Source organism: Aurantivibrio plasticivorans, from assembly GCF_055392955.1.
This window is the reverse complement of the sequence record NZ_AP036020.1, coordinates 2,690,136-2,708,740: the sequence shown is the minus strand read 5'-3', so window position 1 is coordinate 2,708,740 and position 18,605 is coordinate 2,690,136. Positions and strand designations below refer to the sequence as shown.

Sequence of the window (18,605 nt, the reverse complement as noted above, 5' to 3'; positions counted from 1 at the left end):
GCATGAACTGGGTGGTGGAAATTTGAGCGGAAGGACAGGGGGAACTGTTATGTTGGTGAGATCAGCGAGTAGAGGTTTGTAAGGGGGAATTTGACTGATCAAAAATTAACCAGAAAAACAATTACTTAGAAACGTTAAAAGGCCCTAATCCCAGATCAAAATGCTAGCTCCATCACACTTCGCCCGGTAAGCTGTGGGGTTTATGTGAGCAGTAGCTTTGGTGTTGAATTTGGCGCCAGATAAGTATTTTGGGGAGTAGAGCTAGATGCCAGTGCCAAACTATCGGCAGATTTTAAGACCATTCCTTGCAGAGCTTGAAGATGGGGAGACCAAGAGCATGCAGCACATGCGGGAGGCTATGGCTGTATACTTCAACTTAACTCCTGAAGATCTAGCGATAAAAATACCAAGTGGCCAAACGACGTTGCTTCGTAGCCGTGTAGGTTGGAGCCGAACCTACTTGCATAAAGCTAAACTTATCACTCTACCTAAAAGAGCTCATTGCCAAATTACTGATAGAGGGCGGCAAGCGCTAATTGATTGTCCCGAACAAATAAACGGTGATTACCTCAAAACCTTTCCAGAATATTTAGAGTTTGTGAACTCCGGCAAGAAGAAATCTCAATCAGATGAAGCTTCAGATGAAAGCGAACCATTAACCCCAGACGAGCAAATTGGCCAGGCCTACCAAACTATTAAGAACGCCTTGGCTTCACAAATACTAGATTCCATCAAATCCAATACCCCCGGTTTTTTCGAGGACCTAGTTGTCGATCTCATGTTAGCTATGGGATACGGAGGGGCAAATGCAGAATCAGGGCGGGCGACTCAACAAACCAATGACAACGGAATAGATGGCGTAATTAACGAAGATAAACTGGGTCTAGACACCATCTACCTACAAGCTAAACGGTGGGAAAATACAGTACACCGCCCAGAAATCGATAAATTCATCGGTGCACTTACGCGTCAAGGAGCTCGCAAAGGGGTATTTATTACCACCAGTGATTTCTCCGAAGGAGCAAGAGAAGCAGCAACCGGACTAAATATCAGCATTGTCTTAATCGACGGCCAGCAGCTAGCCAAGTTAATGATTGATAACGATATCGGTGTAAATATTACAAAGACGTACAACATCAGAAGCATCGACACCGACTATTTCATACAAGACTAAAAATAATCGCCCAATTTTGTTGAAGATCCTCTGCCCATCGCAATAGCATTGCCAATAACCGAATAGCAGTAACCAACAGAAGCACTAAATGAACGAAAAACTAACCCTAGCTAAACTCGAATCGCTCCTCTTCAAAGCCTGCGATATTCTGCGCGGCAAGATGGATGCATCCGAATACAAAGAATACATCTTCGGCATGCTGTTCCTAAAACGCATGTCCGATCAATTCGAAGCCGATCAAGCGGCAAAACGGAAAAAGCTCGAAAGGGAAGGGCATGACGCCAAAGCCATAGAAACCCTGCTCAACAGTAAGCGTCAGTACGACTACTTTGTGCCCGAAAGCGCCCGCTGGAGCAAAATTAAACACATTAAGGAAAACGTCGGCACCGAGCTGAATAAAGCCCTTGCAGCGCTAGAAGACAACAACACCGACAAAGGCCTGCAAGATGTGCTCAAGCACATCAACTTCAACCGCAAGGTCGGGCAAAAGCCAATGTCGGATCAAGTGCTGGTGTCTTTTATCCAGCACTTCAACACCATTCCACTGGCAAACGATCATTTTGAATTTCCCGATCTGCTCGGTGCTGCATACGAATACCTCATCAAATACTTCGCGGATAGCGCCGGTAAAAAAGGTGGCGAATTCTATACGCCAGCCGAAGTGGTGCGCTTATTGGTGGAATTGATCGAACCCGCTGAAGGCCACGAAATCTACGACCCCACTTGTGGCTCCGGCGGTATGTTGATTCAAAGCAAACAATACGTCGAAGAAATCGGTGGTAACGCTCGCAACGTTGCACTGTTTGGGCAAGAGAGTAACGACGGCACCTGGTCTATCTGCAAAATGAACATGATTTTGCATGGCGCAGGCGGTGCCGATATTCAAAACGACGATACGCTCGCCAAACCGCAACACCACACCGAAAACGGTGAACTACGCACCTTCGACCGCGTCATTGCCAACCCACCGTTCTCGCAAAACTACGATAAAAGCGACATGACCGATAAAAGCCGCTTTCATACCTGGATGCCAGAAAGCGGTAAAAAAGCAGACCTCATGTTTGTGCAACACATGGTCGCAAGCCTTAAACAAAATGGCCGTATGGCCGTCGTTATGCCCCACGGCGTATTATTTCGCAGCGGCGAAGAGCGCGCCTGCCGACAAAAAATGATTGAGCAAGGCATTCTCGAAGCTGTGATTGGTCTACCGCAAGGTCTGTTTTATGGTACCGGCATTCCCGCCTGTGTATTAGTCATCAATAAAAATCACGCGGCAGATCGCAAACACGTTATTTTTATCAATGCCGACCGCGAATACAAAGAAGGCAAAAACCAAAATAGTCTCCGCCCCGAAGATATCGAAAAAATTACCCACGTCTATCACTTCCTCTCAAGGGAAGCATTTGCCGGTAACGACGATGCCGAGGTAGAAAAATACGCACGCATCGTGTCGAAAGCAGAGCTGGTCGCCGAAGAGTTCAACCTCAACATCCGCCGCTATGTCGACAATAGCCCGCCACCAGAGCCGCACGATGTCCGCGCCCATTTAAACGGGGGCGTGCCTCTCGCTGAAATCGAAGCTCTAAACGCACATTGGAGTAATTACCCAGGCCTCAAAGAAGCACTATTTACCCCACGGCAAGCAACTGCTGAGCATTCGCAACACTATGCCGACTTCAGCGCAACCATTACCGATAAATCAGCCATTAAGCCCTTAATCGAAAACCATCCACAGTTGTTAGAAAAACACCAAGCATTCTTTAATCAACTTAATACCTGGTGGCAAACTACGTTTGCACCAGAGTTTTATGCGCTGGGTGATGAGCTGGCGGGCTCCAAAGGCGTATTTGCATTGCGTCGCGATGCGTTAGATAGCATTGTCGAAGCACTACTACCCGAACAGCTCCTATCGCTATATCAAATTCGCGGCGTCATGGCCAACAACATCAAAAAGCAAGAGGCAGACCTTAAATCCATTGCCAACAGCGGCTGGAATGCCGAGCTCATTCCTGAGGATGAAATCCTGCAATCACAATTCCCGGAAATGCTCGAAGGCATTAAAAAGGATCAAGCAAGAATCAACGACCTGGAAGCGCTATTTAATGCCTCAGACAGTAGCGAAGAAGACGACGAAAATGCTGACAGTGAAAGCAGTGAAGAAGATTCAAGCGGCGTGCTACCAAAAGCTCAGGTTAAGCAACTGAAAGCAGATAAAAAAGAATTCAATGGTCAATTGAAGGATCTAAAAAAGCAACTAAAGTTTGCCAAAGAAGAAGATTCGGCACGAGCAACTTTGCTGGAGCAAGACATTGAAAACATAACAGCGCAAATTAGAGCTATCGATGAAAAGTTGAGTAATCACGTCAAGCTAGAAGCAGAACTCAAGGAACTCAAAGCGGGTCTAAAAGCGGGCGAGAAAAAGAGTGAAGCAAGTATTGCAAAAGCCCGTGAAAGTATAAGCGATACCGATGCCAAGGCTCTGATCGAGGCAGGTTTTAAACAGGAGTTGGAAGCAGAATACGCGACCTACGTAAGGGCAATTACAAGTAGCCTAGTTAATGCGGTCGAGAATCTGCACAACAAGTATGCGGTGACAGTTAAAGAGGTTGTGGCAGAGCGAGATAGAGAAGCGGAGTTGCTGGCTGAGTTTATGAAGGAGTTGGGGTATGAGTAAACTTTACCCCATTTCTATAAAAGGCTGGGATGAGGTCACGCTAGGCAATCTTATAGAAGTTTTAACGGACTATACGGCCAACGGAAGTTTCGAAGCCCTGAAAACCAATGTCACTTATTACTCAGAAGATAATTACGCTGCGCTAGTAAGGACGACAGATTTAGAGAAGTCTGATTTTTCACCTCAACGGTTTACTGATAAAAAAGGTTATGAGTTTCAGAGAAAAACGGCTTTGTTTGGGGGGGAAATAGTCCTCGCAAATGTCGGAAGTGTCGGAAAAGTTTATAGAGTTCCTGTCTATTGTGGAAGGATGACTCTAGCGCCGAATACATATCTTGTTAAATTTAAAAGTGAATATGATGAAGGCTTTCTATTTCAGTTTTTATTAAGTGAATTCTATATTGCAGAGCTATATAAGAATATATCATCTACAACTTTGGCGGCTATTAACAAAGATAACTTTCGATCTATCCGATTGTTACTTCCAAATAGTATTCAAGAACAACAAAAAATCGCCAAAATCCTAACCACTGTCGATAACCTAATCGAAAAAACACAAGCTCTAATCGACAAATACACCGCTATCAAACAGGGCATGATGGCTGACCTCTTCACCCGCGGCATCGACCTCACCGGCACACCCGAAACCAACCCTAGCTACGGCCAACTCCGTTCCCCCGTCGAACAAGCCCCAGAACTTTACAAAGAAACTGAATTGGGCTGGGTACCGAAGGGGTGGGAGGTTGTTGATTTTGGGGAGGTAGTAGATGTTATAGATCCTAACCCTAGCCACAGGTATCCCGATGCTTCGAATGACGGGATTCCTCTTTGTTCAACTGAAAACTTTTATGGCGAGAATGACTACCTATTTAAAAATCCTAAGTTTGTTCCATTAGAAACCTTTATAGAACAGCATCAGCGATGCAGATTTGCAGAGACAGATGTGGTTTTTGCTCGTAAAGGACGAATTGGCCTGGCTCGCCGATATGGGCATGAATCAAAGGCATTTAGTCACACTGTAGTTGTAATAAAATCAGCATCAAAACGAATTGATGAACATTGGTTGGTATGGATATCAAGATCATACAGATTTCTCCACTTCATAGAAAATACTATGAACACAAATTTGGGAGTTCCGACTCTTGGAGTTGATTTCATAAAGAAAGTACCGATTCCGTTACCTAAGATAGATGAGCAAAGAATCGTAGCAAACCGATTAGACAGTATTACTGCACTCATTAATATGCAGGAGCGAGAGAATTCAAAATACCGATCTATTAAAAATGGGTTAATGCAAGACCTTTTAACAGGAAAGGTAAAAGTTAACTAAATGGGTAAGTCATGCTAAAACGGATATCGCTGATCAACAATGTTGGTTCTTTCAAAAGGTGTAATGCCGGAGCGATCGATTTTTCAAAGATTACGTTGATTTATGGCAAAAACACCTACGGAAAAACGACGTTGGGAGATATATTTTCATCCCTAAAATCGAATGATGCTCAAGGTGTTGTTGCCAGGCGAACAATTCCGCATGACGAAGATCCACAAAAAATAAAGATCAATTTCGCAGCTGCTGGTGAAAATGAGAACCAAGGTACAGCGAAATTTCGCAATGGTGTTTGGCTAAATGGGCTACGTGAGTCTCACCATTTAGCTATTTATGATGACGGTTTTTATCATTCACATGTTTTCTCGGCTCGAAAACTGAGTCGTGAAACCAAAGAAAATTTCAGTGATTTCGTACTTGGCGAGCACGGTGTGGAGAGAGCGCAAGAACTCGCGAGTAAAATTGAAGAAAGAAAAGGAGCCACTAAAGCTAAGTCTGATTTGGAAAAACAAGCGTTTTCTGGTGTTCAGGATGTCCTCGCTTTTGTTAAGCGCACTGTGGTAGAAGACATTGATGCCGCAAAAGAAGCTTTAGATAGAGCCCGTTCTGACTATGGCGCTCTTAACAAGCAGAGGAAAGAATCGGCAGCAATTAGAGCGAGATCGGCATTACTACCCATGCAATTTCCCTCTACTTTTATTGATAGTGCTGCAAAGCTAAACGAAATTTTTGTGTCCATGCTTGAAAATCAGCATGAAGCTGCCAAACAAGAATTATCTAATCATATCGAACGCTGTTTCACAAAGGCAGACGGAGCTGAACATTGGATTCAGCAAGGTTTAGGATATTTGAAAGGTGACAGCTGTGGTTTCTGCGGCCAATCCATCACTCCGCAAGTAAATGAACTGTTAGATATATACCGGCAATGCTTTGATGACCAGTTCTCACGCCATGCGGGCTACGTGAATAGTGGTATCAAAAGATATCAAACTGGCTTATCTGCTTTAACGCTAGACCAATTTTTGAATTCGCTCGACCATGCCGAGTTGATTCTTCAAGCGTACCCTGAATTGAGTTCTGAGGAAAAATCAGATGGCATAGTGTCCGCTTTGCGAGTCCACTTTCAAAGCCTGCGCGAAAAGATTGAGAATGTTCGTTTAGAGCTGGCAGAGTTTATCCCTCAGTTCGAGAATCTGATTAAGGCTAAACTCGCCGCGCCTGATAAGCCAGTAGGGCAGGTGGATATTTCAAAAATTGAGGGATTGTTTGGCGATATTTCGGCGTTAGTCGAACAGGTAAATCCATTGGTTAACAGTTTTAACCATAACGCAGATATATTGAAAAATAGCTTAAATGAGGAAAATGTAGCAGCTGAATTGACCAGATTGAAGCAGCTTGGTGAAGGTTTGGCTGCTGATGTGAAACGGTTCGAGCAAAATGATAATTGTTTCGAGTATCAACGGTTGACTGAAGTGTTGTCGAGTCTGGAAGAAGATATTCCTCGTTTACGCCAAGCGTTACAAGATGAGCAAGCAGCTTATTTGCAAACCTACTTTGAACGTATCAATACTTTTTTTCAAAAACTTGGCAGTAGAGATTTCACTTTAAAACCAGGAGTAAGTAACCAAGGCAATAAAACAGTTAACTACTTTAAGGTACTTTTCAAGGGCCAAAGTATTAATGAAGCTCAACTCGATAAGGTGTTTAGTGAATCTGACAGAAGGGCGCTTAGTTTAGCTATCTTTTTCTCCTCACTTGAAGGTATGGATGTAAACCAACTATCTCGAACTGTGGTTATTTTAGATGACCCCGTAACGTCATTTGATAATGAGCGAGTTGGGAGAATACACAGCGAGATTGAAGGCCTGGCAGATCGATGCGAACAGATAATAGTACTTAGCCACTTTAAGGAAGGTATCGCGAATTTTCTCAATGTGCAGGGTTTTCATCGTAGTGATGTAAAGGTGCTTGAAATCACGCGTGACCACAATAGTTCTAGCCTGAGAGAAGTTGGCCCAGATGTATTCACGAAAAATATACATCACAAGCATGCCGATACTTTGATAGATTTCGTTGAGCGGCGCACCGATAATATACATCCGCTACCAAGAGTATTCCTCGAGGAGGCTGTGAGGCTACGGTTTTCTAAACAGCTACGTGATAGTCAAATAGACGAGCGTTTGTTTAGCGATCAAATCGATAAGATGCTCGAATCCGGAATCATTTCCCAGCCTACCGCAGAAAGCCTGCATCGATGGCGCAATGAATTAAATCCAGAGCACCATATTAATCTAGCGGATGACATTGAAGATAGAAGAAATACAGTCGCACAACTTTTGGATTTTATTTACAACCAATTGGTGTCGGCGTCCTGAGGTGGGTGGAAAATGTCTGAATATCAATTCGTAGAAAAGCCACTCCTTAACCAACTTGAAAGTATGGGCTGGCAAGTCATCGAACAAGGTTCTGGTATTCCCCAGAATCCAGGCGTGAGTCTGCGAAACAACTTCCGTGAAGTTTTACTAAAGTGCGATTTTTTTGAGTCAGTCAAAAGTATCAATCGCACCGAATCAGGCGAGCCCTGGCTGACTGAGAATCAGCTCGAAGCGTTATTCAATGACTTCTCACGATTTGATACGTCGGATTTATTAGCGGCCAATGAAACTTTTCTGGAGCGGTTATATAAGTGGCAGCTAGATCGCAATGAGTTAACCGGCGAGGTCGACCCAACGGTAAAAATTATTGATTTCGATAATTGGCAAAACAATCGATTTTTGGCGATTAACCAATTTCGCATTGATACACCTGGAGGCGTAAAAGATTTCATCATTCCTGATGTGGTGCTATTTGTGAATAGTCTGCCGCTGGTGGTGATTGAGTGTAAGGATGTCAATAGCTTTACCTCGGATGCGATGAGCGAGGCGATTAAACAATTACAGCGCTACGCGGATTTACGGGAGGACACCATTGCGGCGGGTTTATCCGAGGGTGAACAAAAATTATTTTGGACCAATCAGCTGATGATCGCCACGCACGGCGACAATGCTAAATTCGGCACGATTACCTCGACAGAAGAATACTACTTTAACTGGAAAACCATTCACCCCGATACCACGCCTTACATGGACGGTAATTTACACGTACACCGCCCACAAGAGCAGCTTGTGCAAGGTATGTTGCATCCCGCGCGGTTGTTGGAAATTACCCGCAGCTTTACGTTGATTATGGATGCGGGTAAACAACGGATTAAAGTGGTTTGTCGCTACCAGCAGTATCGGGCCGTTCAGAAAACCATCGCGGGGATGCTGAGCGGCAATACCGGGCTGGATCGCTCGGGCGTTATTTGGCATACCCAAGGTAGCGGTAAATCCCTCACCATGGTGTTTTTAGTCCGGCAGCTACGGCGTGACCCGGTATTAAAAGAATATAAAGTCTTAATGGTGAATGACCGTAAAGATTTAGATAAACAGCTGGGTGAGACCGCGGCGTTAACTGGAGATACTGTGCAATTTATCGGTAGTGTCTCTGCGGCTAAAACGGGTTTAGCCGATGATTCATCAACAACCAATATGGTGATGATTCATAAATTTCGTGAGGAAGATGACAGCAATACACCCGAGTATTTTAAGAATGTACTAAGCGATGACCGTGGCGGCTATTATCAGCCGAAAGAAGAGCACACCCAACAACACGAATACCATTCTCGCGCTGCGGCGCCACCGGTTTATGAAGCCTTCGGCACCATTAATGGGTCCGAAAAAGTTTTAATACTTATCGACGAGGCTCATCGCACCCAACGCAGCGGAAGGGATCGCGCCAGCTTATCGGATAACCTATTTGATGCCTTCCCAAATGCCACGCGTATCGCATTTACGGGTACACCGTTAATTGCAGACCACCATACCGACCCCACGTGGAAGCGTTTCGGTAATGACCCGAATAAGCCTTATATCGATACTTACAAACTGCAGGATGCCGTGGAAGATGGCGCGACGTTACAAATACTCTATGAAGGGAAAACGGCTGACACCGCGATTTACGACAAGCACGGGTTTGATACGAAGTTCGAAAACTTATTTAAAGAACGTAGCGAAGAAGAGTTGCGCGCAATTCGCAAAAAATACGGTGCTACTGGCGATATTCTGGAAGCCGAAGCGCGTATCGAAGAAATCGCTCAGGATTTAGTGAGCCATTACATTAGCAACATCCTACCTAGCGGTTTTAAAGCACAAGTCGTGTGTTCGTCCAAGCAGGCGGCGATTCACTACCAAACCTATATCCGCAAGGCGCTGGAAAGCTGGATAACCGCAGAAGAAGAAAAACCGGCCGACTCACAGGATGCCAACCTACTTGCACGAGTACGATTCCTCAAAGCCGCAGTAGTTATCTCATCGGATGGCACGAACGAAAAAGCGGTATTTGTAGCGGCACGCAAAGAAGCGCGTGCGCTGGATGCTGTTAAAAGCTTCAAGAACAAGTTCGATACTGAAAAGCCTGAAACTGGCGTAGCCTTCCTAATCGTCTGCGATATGTTACTAACTGGTTTTGATGCGCCTATTGAACAAGTGATGTATATCGATAAAAAGCTCAAGGAACACAACCTGTTACAAACGATTGCCCGCGTTAACCGCACCTATCCAAATAAAACAGTGGGTTATGTGGTGGATTACATTGGCCTCACCGAAAACCTCAAAACAGCGTTGTCGCTGTATTCGGGAGATGACCAAGCCGATATTCTCGATAGCTTCAAGAGCATTGAGTCGGAAGTGCCGGTACTGGAAAGCCGCTATCAACGCTTAATTCAGCTGTTCGAAGACAAAGGTGTTAGCAATATTGAAGCATTGGTAACCCAAAAGCTGGGTAGCGATGCTGAGCGTTTCCAGGTGATAGAAAAGGCGGTGCAGATTCTAGAAGACATTAAAACTCGCGACAGCTTTAACGTCTACTTGAAGAAGTTTATGCAGAGTATGGATATTATCCTGCCCAATCGATTGGCAGACCGATTCAAGATTCCAATGTACCAGTTCGCTCACCTGCAAGCCAAAGCGCGTGAACGCTATAAAGATGATTCCATTAATGTCAGTGGTGCGGGCGAGAAGGTACGTAAGCTGGTGAATGAGCATTTGCTGAGTTTGGGCATCAACCCAAAAGTTCCACCTGTGGAGTTGTTTTCTCCGCATTTCGTGCAGCAAGTGAAACAGCAGCAAGACCCCAGGGCGGCAGCGAGTGAAATGGAGCATGCCATTCGTAAGCACTGTAAAGTGCACGAAGGCGAAGACCCAGTGATGTATAAGCGTTTCAGTGAGAAGCTGGAAAACGTGTTAAAGAAATACAATGAAACCTGGGATCAGTTGGTGTTAGCGCTTGAAGAGTTACGGGTTGAAATAGACCGCGGTCGCGCAAAAGAGGAGGGTGACCTCGGCCCATTCTATGATCTTATTGTCGATATTGCTTTTGCTGGAACCGTCTCTGAAAGCCAACAGAAGTCTATCTTGGCATTGGTTGACGATATTATCCGTGTATTGAGTGAAGAAATCCGTACGCTGAATTTCTGGCAAAGGCCAGCGCAGGTATCGGCTTTAGAAGGTAAGCTTGAAGAAGCATTTATTTTGAGTGGGATTGATGAGTTAGCTAGCTGCCAAGAACAGCTTGTTACTGATGTAGTCGCCTTAGCCAAACGGCGGGAGCAATCGTTACTGAACGGTAGCCACAAAAGAGATGATGAGGGCGATGCATGATGAACGCCCAGTGTACCTACAAAGATATTGAGTACTCGCTCAAAAAGAGCGATCGCAAAACGACGTCGATCTATATTGAGCGAGACGGTAGTGTTTCCGTGCTAGCGCCTAAACCCTTCGATATGCCGCGCATTGAAAACTTGCTAGAGAAAAAGCGCAGCTGGATCTACCGCAACCTAGCCGAATGGGAAGATCTCAACCGCACTCGTGTTCACCGCGAATACGTGAATGGTGAAAGCTTTTTATATCTGGGCCGACGCTATCGCTTGCAGCTGGTCGAGAAGCAAGGCGTACCTCTAAAACTTAATGCCGGGCAATTCCTGCTCCGCATAGATGCTATTAAGAATGCACGTAAGCATTTCCGAGACTTCTACAAAGAAAAGCTGACCAAAAAGGTCGCTGAAAGAGCCGCAAACTATAGTAGTCGAATGGGCAAAAAGGTCACTTCAATAAAAGTGATGGAGCTACAAAACCGCTGGGGCTCTTGCACCGCAAATGGCGAATTAAATTTTCACTGGAAATGCGCCATGCTGCCGCTTTCCGCATTAGATTACGTTATAGCCCACGAAGTCGCCCACATCAAATACCCCAATCATACACCCGCATTCTGGCGTGCCGTTGAAAAAATACTGCCAGGATATGAAGCCCAGAAAAAATGGCTGCGGTTTAATGGGGCGGGAATGGATCTTTAGCAGTCAGCTAATTAGGGATCGATTTATGAGCGCCAAGGATGACGATAAGCAACTACCTCTTTTTAGATATGATAAAGAGGTAGTCAAACAGTTAAAGGGGACGGAGGGATTATTTATTAACCGGCGGTCGTCCCCGTTGTTGTTGAATGGTTTTACCCGACAATGAAGCAATCTGATTTACAAACCGATCATTAACTATCGGCGCGCTGTAATGCGCTGCTTTCCTAAACGCGTGTGGATCTTCCTCAGATAAATGTGTTTTGAATAATTCGCGATTCTTTAAATAGCACGAAAAGGGGACAGATTTGTTTTTCTCGGTGTTGCTTTATTTGCGAAAAAGGGGACAGATTTGTTTTTCTCGGTGTTGCTTTATTTGCGAAAAAGGGGACGGATCTATTTCTTCTCGCTACATTGATGATCTGTTGTTTTGCGTTCCCCTTGCAGCAGGCTGAGTGAAGTGAAAATTATTTTGGGAAATCGTATAGGACATACTATTTAGCTTTGCTGATACAGGAAGTGGCATCAAAGCGACCATTAATGGTTTGAACGGAGGGAGGGGAGTCGAAGACCCAATGCGGGGTACGTGGACTCACTACATCCATGTAGCTCGGTCTTCGACCAGCACAAAAAGCGGCTGCCCAACTCTTGTTCCGGACAGATTTGTCTTTTTGCATCCTTTTACTTGGGGGAGCAAGAAAAAGGATGTCGCCCGCCGTCAACCACGGCAAATACCAAGAAATCACTCGTATTCGGTAAACACCGACACCCAACAAAATATCTCCACCAAAACACACCCTTTTATTTCACCGCAGGGCTTGCGGCTATTGACTGATAAGGGACTGTAGGAAATTAGCCAAAGTTCTTGTGTGAGATGGCAATTTTCGTCCTCTATGTTTCTCCCTAAATTTCTATACGGCAATATTTAAAAGACCAAGAGAAGGGCCTGTCGTACCCAATTTGGGTCTTTCTCCACCTTCGAGTGGCTTTTGATCGGTTTTTGGCTTATTCTTACGAAATCGGCCATTTATCCGGCCAAAAAAAGCTTTTACCTGACTTTATATTCATTTATTTATAATAAAAACAATAGGTTGCAGAATTTTAATTCGGCCAAATAACCGGCCAAATATTTGGCAGGGTTAGTGGCGATAAGCGTGATAGCTGACACAACCTCTTTAACAGGGTCGCTCGTTAAATGACTACTTCGATAGCCGACATAGCGCCATTTATTCCTAGTGAGCAGGCAATGGAAAAGTCCAGCTTACCTGATAAGGCGATGGCGCTGATCCAAAAATCATCGAAGCTATCGGGCTTGTTAGCGCCAGATACGCTCGCCGTACTTGAGATCCATATGCGGGTGATCAATTCCTATTACTCGAACCTGATTGAAGGTAATGCAACGCGGCCACATGAAATAAGGGCGGCACAGCGCGGCGATTATTCGGTCGATCCGGCAAAACGTGATTTACAAAAGGAATCCCTCGGGCATATGGCCGTTCAGCAATGGTTGCAAGAACGGGCACCGAGTTTGGATGATCTGTTTAACCCCGAGTTTATTCAGGAAATCCATCATCAGTTTTATCATCACATTCCAGAAAGTTTGTGGGTAATACAAGACAATGCCGACAAAATAACGGATAGGGTTGAGCCGGGAGAGTGGCGTAAAAGGCGAGTGGAGGTAGGGCAGCATATCCCACCTGAGCCAGAGAGCTTACCGGTACTCATGGAAAGGTTTTGTGAGACATTCCATCCCAATCGTTTTCAAGGCGATAAAAAAATAATTGCCATTATGGCCGCCCACCATCGTTTTGCCTGGATTCATCCTTTTCTCGATGGCAATGGCAGAGTTGGTCGTCTAATTACTGACGCCGCATTGAAAGCAGTGGGTTTGGAAAGCTACGGCGCTTGGTGCTTAAGCCGTGGGTTGGCGAATAGAAACGGAAACTATAAAAGATATTTAGCCATGGCCGATCAACCGCGCCAAGGCGATTATGACGGTCGAGGCCAGTTAACCGAAAAAGGTTTAATGGAGTTTTGCGACTATATGCTCGATACCGCTATTGATCAGGTAGATTATATCAGCGGTTTGTTAAATCTAACCGAATTACGCAAACGTATTAAAAGCTACATTGAGGCACGCAACGATTATCGCGTACTGGGTGTTACTGGGTCCCTTAAACATGAAGCCGCTATGGTGCTGTATAACGCTTTTATTAGTGGTAAATTAGAACGCGCCGAGGCGTTACAGTCGTGTGCAATGCCAGAACGTAGTGCCAGACGTTTGTTGAGCCAATTAAAAGATGAGGGGTTGCTCAGCGAAACGAGCAGTAAGTCACCGCTGCGATGGGAAATCCCCGAACATGCTGAACCGTGGTATTTCCCCCAACTTGCACCTCAAATGTAGGCGCTCAAATCAAATCAATCCAAACGAATGAATAAACAGGGGCACCCATTAGCCAATAGGTGTCAACAGGCTTTGTGTACCCCAAAACAACTACCATCCTATTTGCTTGAAAAGCTTGCAGCAATTAACACACTCCCCCTATGATGCGCCTCCTTTTTCTGTAGCGGTAAATTCAGGCCTGCCATGCACACTCCCGAAAACCTTTACGCCGATCTGGCGGGTTATTACGACCAGTTCTGCCACGAGGTTGATTACGCAGAACAGTGTGCCTTTTTAAAGCGAGCGTTTGATTGCTTGGCGTTGTCTGATGGGCGCCAGTATCTGGATCTGGCGTGTGGGACTGGCCAGCATCTGGCGCATATGATTAAGCAGGGGTTTGTTGCTACTGGCCTCGATAACAGTGCCGATATGCTCCAACAAGCGAAGGCTCGGTGCCCGCAAGCGGACATGCTGCTTTGTGATCTGGCGGAGTTTGATTATCACGCTACGTTTGATTTGATCTCCTGCTTTTTGTATTCCATTCATTACAGTTACCCTGTTTCTCGGCTAAATGAAACGCTACGTCGTGCGTGGAGTGCCTTAAAGCCGGGCGGTGTGTTTGTGTTTAATGCGGTGGATGCGCGGGGAATTGACAGCAATCGCATGATTACCACACGAACACAGGAGGGTGGTAACCAGTTGGAGTTTTGTTCGGGATGGCAATATGCCGGGCAAGGTGACGCCATGACGTTGCAGTTGACGATCTGTTGTCATACGCCCAACGGTGTTCAGCAATGGCAGGATGCTCACACCATGACGGCCATCTCGCTACCGCAGTTACAACACATGCTGGCTGATATTGGCTTTGATGTGTTGCTGTTTGAGCATGATTACAACGCCCTGATCCCGTGGGCGGGGAAGAGCTTCAACGTGATTGTGGCTGCGCGTAAGCCACTGTAAAAATGCGGGTGTTTAAGTTACTTTTAAGAGTTTGGATGCAAGAGCTTGGAATACGGATAATCAATGACGCATGCGATGCTAAATCAATCGCCACTCTAAATCACCTTCACTTGTTTCACTTCGGATTGTTTCTGCCCCAACCATTCTCTGGCTTCTTCTAGGCTATAAAAGAATTTGGCGTTGTTTTCTGGCATGTTGACGTAGACTTCCCACATGCGGGTAATACCAGACATGGAATCTGAGGCGAGGATAATGGCTAGTTGGAAATCTGGGCGTTTGAGGTGAGCAATGCTGCGATCAATGTCGGCGACTTGCTGTAGTTGTTCAGTTGTGAGTTCTAACCGGTCCAAGTGTCTGAAATCTACTATCTGGTAGCGGAGCTTGCGAAAGTCGATTTGACGATTGTGTAGTTTCATTTTCTCCACTAGCCACGCGCCTTGTAGTACATCGCGGTGGATGTAGTAGATGCCTTCTCCATCATTTTCGTATATGACTTCAGTTGTCATAGGCGCTCCTAAATGTCATTAGGGGTTACAACATAATAAACAAGATAGTCACGATTCCGAACAATATGAAATAAATTTACAGAAGTTGATGTCGATAAAACCCCAAAATGTAAACATGACCTTTCCTAGGGTGAGAGCTATCCCTGCCCAAGTGTCGCTCGTTAAGTCCAGGCATTCTCTCAATATCCCCAGGTTGACTCACACTTTCCCTATGTTATTCTTTATTCGCGAATTGCGAATAGAAAACACATTATGAACCTGAAACCTCAAGACATTGTATTTCTGCTCAAGCTGGTTGCTAATAGCAAAAAAACGTGGACTTTCAATAAGTTAGCGGTTGAGTTAGGGATGAGCCCCTCTGAAGTTCATGCGGCTGCGCAACGTGCGGTTGCGTCTGGGTTGGCGTATAAGCTGGAAGGGGAGATCCACCCAAACATTCGTAACCTTGGAGAATTTCTCGAACATGGTATTCGCTATGTGTTTGTACCCAAGCGTGGGGCGATGGAGCGGGGCATGGCGACTTCTTATGTGGCTGCACCATTGGCTCAATATTTTCCTGACGATTATGACTCGACACTGGTGTGGCCTGATCCGCAAGGGGAAATACGAGGTGAGGCATTTTCTCCTCTCTACAAGTCTGTGCCTGAGGCCGCTAAACGAGATGCTGTACTTTACCAATTACTTGCATTAGTAGATGCTTTACGTGGTGGTAGAGCGAGAGAAAGGGAATTGGCAATCACAGAACTTAAAAGGATGTTTGATCAGTATGAAGAGGGCGAGAAACCCTAACCTTGCCTTACTCGAAGAAATTATTGCTCAACTTGAAGAGCGCGTGAGAAAAGGGACGAGGTTTTGAATCAAAAATGAGTTCTCTATCCACCGACACCGAAAAGATCACTATATAAAAATACTTAAAATGAAATCAGATCCAAAAAAGTTAACCGAAAAAAATAAAAACCTGATCCATTCTGAAATGATGAAAGTGGTATCGCATGTTCAACGCGATCAAGATAATTGGGTTGTACATACCATCATGCTAGAGGGCTACGATGTGCCCTTTAAATTCAAGCGAAAAGAGAACTACCAAAGCTTAAAGGGTGCGAGAGTCAATGTAACCTATTACCCCGATGAAGAAACCGTTGCAGGCATGCCGTTTGAAATCATGAAAGTGGTGCGCATCAAACGAGGTTAATCAATGCGAGTGAGGCGATATAAAAGAATAATATTCCTTCACAAACTGCCAACAAATTTATGTGGAATGCATTGGGGCATAGGTTAGGTTTTGTCGAGTATAACTAAGATTGGGGCCGACGAGCGCTGGATGATTTAGGCGACAAAGGCAATTTTATCATTGCATAGTTACGCTGGATCTCTTGATAGTGGCTTATCTAAATTATAAATAACATATCGTTAAGACGTGGTATATTGGCGTATGCGAATGGGCTTTATCCCTCTGTTTCAAAAGCCCTCTCTTACAAATAACAAAAAGGGACTTAGTATGACTGTAATACCTTGCTTAAAAAACGCTGCCTTGGTGCTTCTCGTTTTAATGCTATCTTCTTGCGGTGGCGATTCTGAAACAGAATCAACCAACATTCATACCTCGGGCGTCTATGCGGCTTACTCGTTGCAGGCGAACGGTACGGGTACTACAGAAATCAGCGCTAGTTTGTATGTAGGAGCGCCGAGGGTGATTGGTAACAATGTTGTACTGGAATTGCAGCCAGAAGATCAATTAGTGGCGACGGTGAATGGGGTGGACTACCAGTTATCGAAGGTAGTCGCCTATGGTGATTTTTCTTACAGAACGACCGTGCCCACGGATATGGGAGGAACCACATTTACCATAGCATTACTTCGTGACACAGAAGTTGATGCGCCGAATTCTCAACTTGATTTGCCTTTTGCGCCTGAATTTGTCCTACCTGCAGCCAATACTGCTCTCAACTTCGGCGACACTTTAGACATTACATGGCAACCCGCAAACCCCGGCGGGCGCGATATACTTGCTACTTACCAAACGAACTGCGGGTCGCGGTTAGGCATCGGAGCTGATTCATTTCCTGATACGGGTGCTGCGACTGTAACTATTAATTCCCGACTATTAGGCGATGCCAATTTCGGTATGAACCCTGGTGTAAATTGCACCCTGACGATTACGTTAGATAGGTCAGTGAGTGGAGAGGTGGATCCTGCCTTTGGTGAGGGTGGTGAATTTCGGGCTAGCCAAGAGCGCACCCGAGCTATTACTGTTCGTCTTTAAAAGTAGCGGTCAAGCCCAAACTTAGAAACCGGTGAAGTTATTCTTCATTCGGTGAACAAAGCTAAAAATAATAAAACTAAAACCTTCTTTATGAATTACCCAAACTTATTCTACCTAAAAGACAAAGTTGCCATCGTTACGGGTGCAGCCCGTGGCATAGGCGCTGAGATTGGCAATGCCTTAGGCCAAATGGGTGCTACCGTTGTGTTGACTGACCTCCTAGTTGAAGAAGGTAATGCAGCGGTTTCTGCCCTCCGAGAAGCTGGAATTGAGGCGGCCTTTATTGAGCACGATGTTACGGACGAATCTCAATGGGAATCCATACTTGCGCATATTATCCAGCAATATGGTCGTCTCGATATCGTGGTTAATAACGCAGGTATTGAGGTTCCTCATTTGTTGGCGGAATGTGATGTGCAGGAGTTCCGTCATATCATGGATGTGAATGTCACGGGTGTTATGCTGGGCCACAAACACGCGCTGCGCGTGATGAAAGATGGGGGCTCAATTATCAATTTGTCGTCGGTCGCGGGCATAGTCGGTTCGCCAGGACATATTGCTTACAACACCTCGAAAGGCGCGGTTCGCGCGATGACTAAGTCAGCGGCAATTGAATGCGCACGGTTAAAATTAGATGTGCGAGTCAATTCGGTTCACCCAGGGATGGTGGAGACCAATATGGGCGATCATTTTTTGACGGGTATGGTCGACATCGGCTTGGCAAAAAATATTGACCGCGTTGTTGCGGCAAATAAAGTGGCTCATCCTCTCGGGTTTGGTGCGCCGAGTGATATTGCAAGCGCGGTGGTATTTCTCGCCTCCGATGCAGCGCGATGGATGACCGGCGCCGAGTTAGTGGTTGATGGTGGTTTTACCGCGTTGTGAATAAGT

13 protein-coding genes are annotated in these 18,605 nt (G+C 45.4%); 12 read left to right on the top strand and 1 reads right to left on the bottom strand.

Annotated features, from left to right (window positions below; translation table 11 throughout):
- Positions 1–265: 265 nt before the first annotated feature.
- From ACZ5NB_RS12145 to ACZ5NB_RS12110, 8 genes are all read left to right on the top strand, one after another.
- Positions 266–1,174, top strand: a complete 909-nt coding sequence (locus tag ACZ5NB_RS12145) for a restriction endonuclease (protein WP_460233884.1) — start codon at positions 266–268, stop codon at positions 1,172–1,174.
- Between the two features lie 88 nt (positions 1,175–1,262).
- Complete coding sequence (locus ACZ5NB_RS12140) at positions 1,263–3,848, top strand: type I restriction-modification system subunit M (RefSeq protein WP_460233883.1); 2,586 nt, start codon at positions 1,263–1,265, stop codon at positions 3,846–3,848.
- Positions 3,841–5,178, top strand: a complete 1,338-nt coding sequence (locus ACZ5NB_RS12135; RefSeq protein WP_460233882.1) for a restriction endonuclease subunit S — start codon at positions 3,841–3,843, stop codon at positions 5,176–5,178. The genes ACZ5NB_RS12140 and ACZ5NB_RS12135 overlap by 8 nt, the downstream gene beginning before the upstream one ends.
- 11 nt (positions 5,179–5,189) lie before the next feature.
- Positions 5,190–7,550, top strand: a complete 2,361-nt coding sequence (locus tag ACZ5NB_RS12130) for an AAA family ATPase (protein ID WP_460233881.1) — start codon at positions 5,190–5,192, stop codon at positions 7,548–7,550.
- Between the two features lie 12 nt (positions 7,551–7,562).
- Positions 7,563–10,913: a type I restriction endonuclease subunit R gene (locus tag ACZ5NB_RS12125; protein WP_464107550.1), complete on the top strand. Its 3,351-nt coding sequence runs from the start codon at positions 7,563–7,565 to the stop codon at positions 10,911–10,913.
- Entirely contained in the window at positions 10,910–11,605 is a 696-nt protein-coding gene (locus tag ACZ5NB_RS12120; RefSeq protein ID WP_460233879.1) for a M48 family metallopeptidase, read from the top strand. Before ACZ5NB_RS12125 ends, ACZ5NB_RS12120 begins: the two co-directional genes overlap by 4 nt.
- Positions 11,606–12,797: 1,192 nt before the next feature.
- Positions 12,798–14,006 carry a Fic family protein gene (locus ACZ5NB_RS12115; protein WP_460233878.1) on the top strand — a complete coding sequence of 403 codons (1,209 nt, stop codon included), beginning with the start codon at positions 12,798–12,800 and terminating at the stop codon, positions 14,004–14,006.
- 183 nt (positions 14,007–14,189) lie between these two features.
- The gene (locus ACZ5NB_RS12110; protein WP_460233877.1) at positions 14,190–14,945 is read left to right on the top strand and encodes a class I SAM-dependent DNA methyltransferase; all 756 of its coding nucleotides are present in this window, start codon (positions 14,190–14,192) and stop codon (positions 14,943–14,945) included.
- A 95-nt stretch (positions 14,946–15,040) separates the two neighbouring features.
- Here the strand turns inward: ACZ5NB_RS12110 and ACZ5NB_RS12105 are convergent, their stop codons facing one another.
- A complete protein-coding gene (locus ACZ5NB_RS12105; RefSeq protein WP_460233876.1) occupies positions 15,041–15,451 on the bottom strand; it encodes a hypothetical protein in 411 nt (136 codons plus the stop codon).
- A gap of 252 nt (positions 15,452–15,703) precedes the next feature.
- Here ACZ5NB_RS12105 and ACZ5NB_RS12100 point away from each other — a divergent pair, with 252 nt between their 5' ends.
- From ACZ5NB_RS12100 to ACZ5NB_RS12085, 4 genes are all read left to right on the top strand, one after another.
- Entirely contained in the window at positions 15,704–16,240 is a 537-nt protein-coding gene (locus ACZ5NB_RS12100; RefSeq protein WP_460233875.1) for a hypothetical protein, read from the top strand.
- A gap of 127 nt (positions 16,241–16,367) precedes the next feature.
- Positions 16,368–16,643 carry a hypothetical protein gene (locus ACZ5NB_RS12095; RefSeq protein ID WP_460233874.1) on the top strand — a complete coding sequence of 92 codons (276 nt, stop codon included), beginning with the start codon at positions 16,368–16,370 and terminating at the stop codon, positions 16,641–16,643.
- 306 nt (positions 16,644–16,949) lie between these two features.
- On the top strand, positions 16,950–17,714 hold the full coding sequence (locus tag ACZ5NB_RS12090; RefSeq protein WP_460233873.1) for a hypothetical protein: 765 nt from the start codon (positions 16,950–16,952) through the stop codon (positions 17,712–17,714).
- Positions 17,715–17,804: 90 nt separating this feature from the next.
- Positions 17,805–18,599: an SDR family NAD(P)-dependent oxidoreductase gene (locus ACZ5NB_RS12085; RefSeq protein WP_460233872.1), complete on the top strand. Its 795-nt coding sequence runs from the start codon at positions 17,805–17,807 to the stop codon at positions 18,597–18,599.
- Positions 18,600–18,605 lie beyond the last annotated feature (6 nt).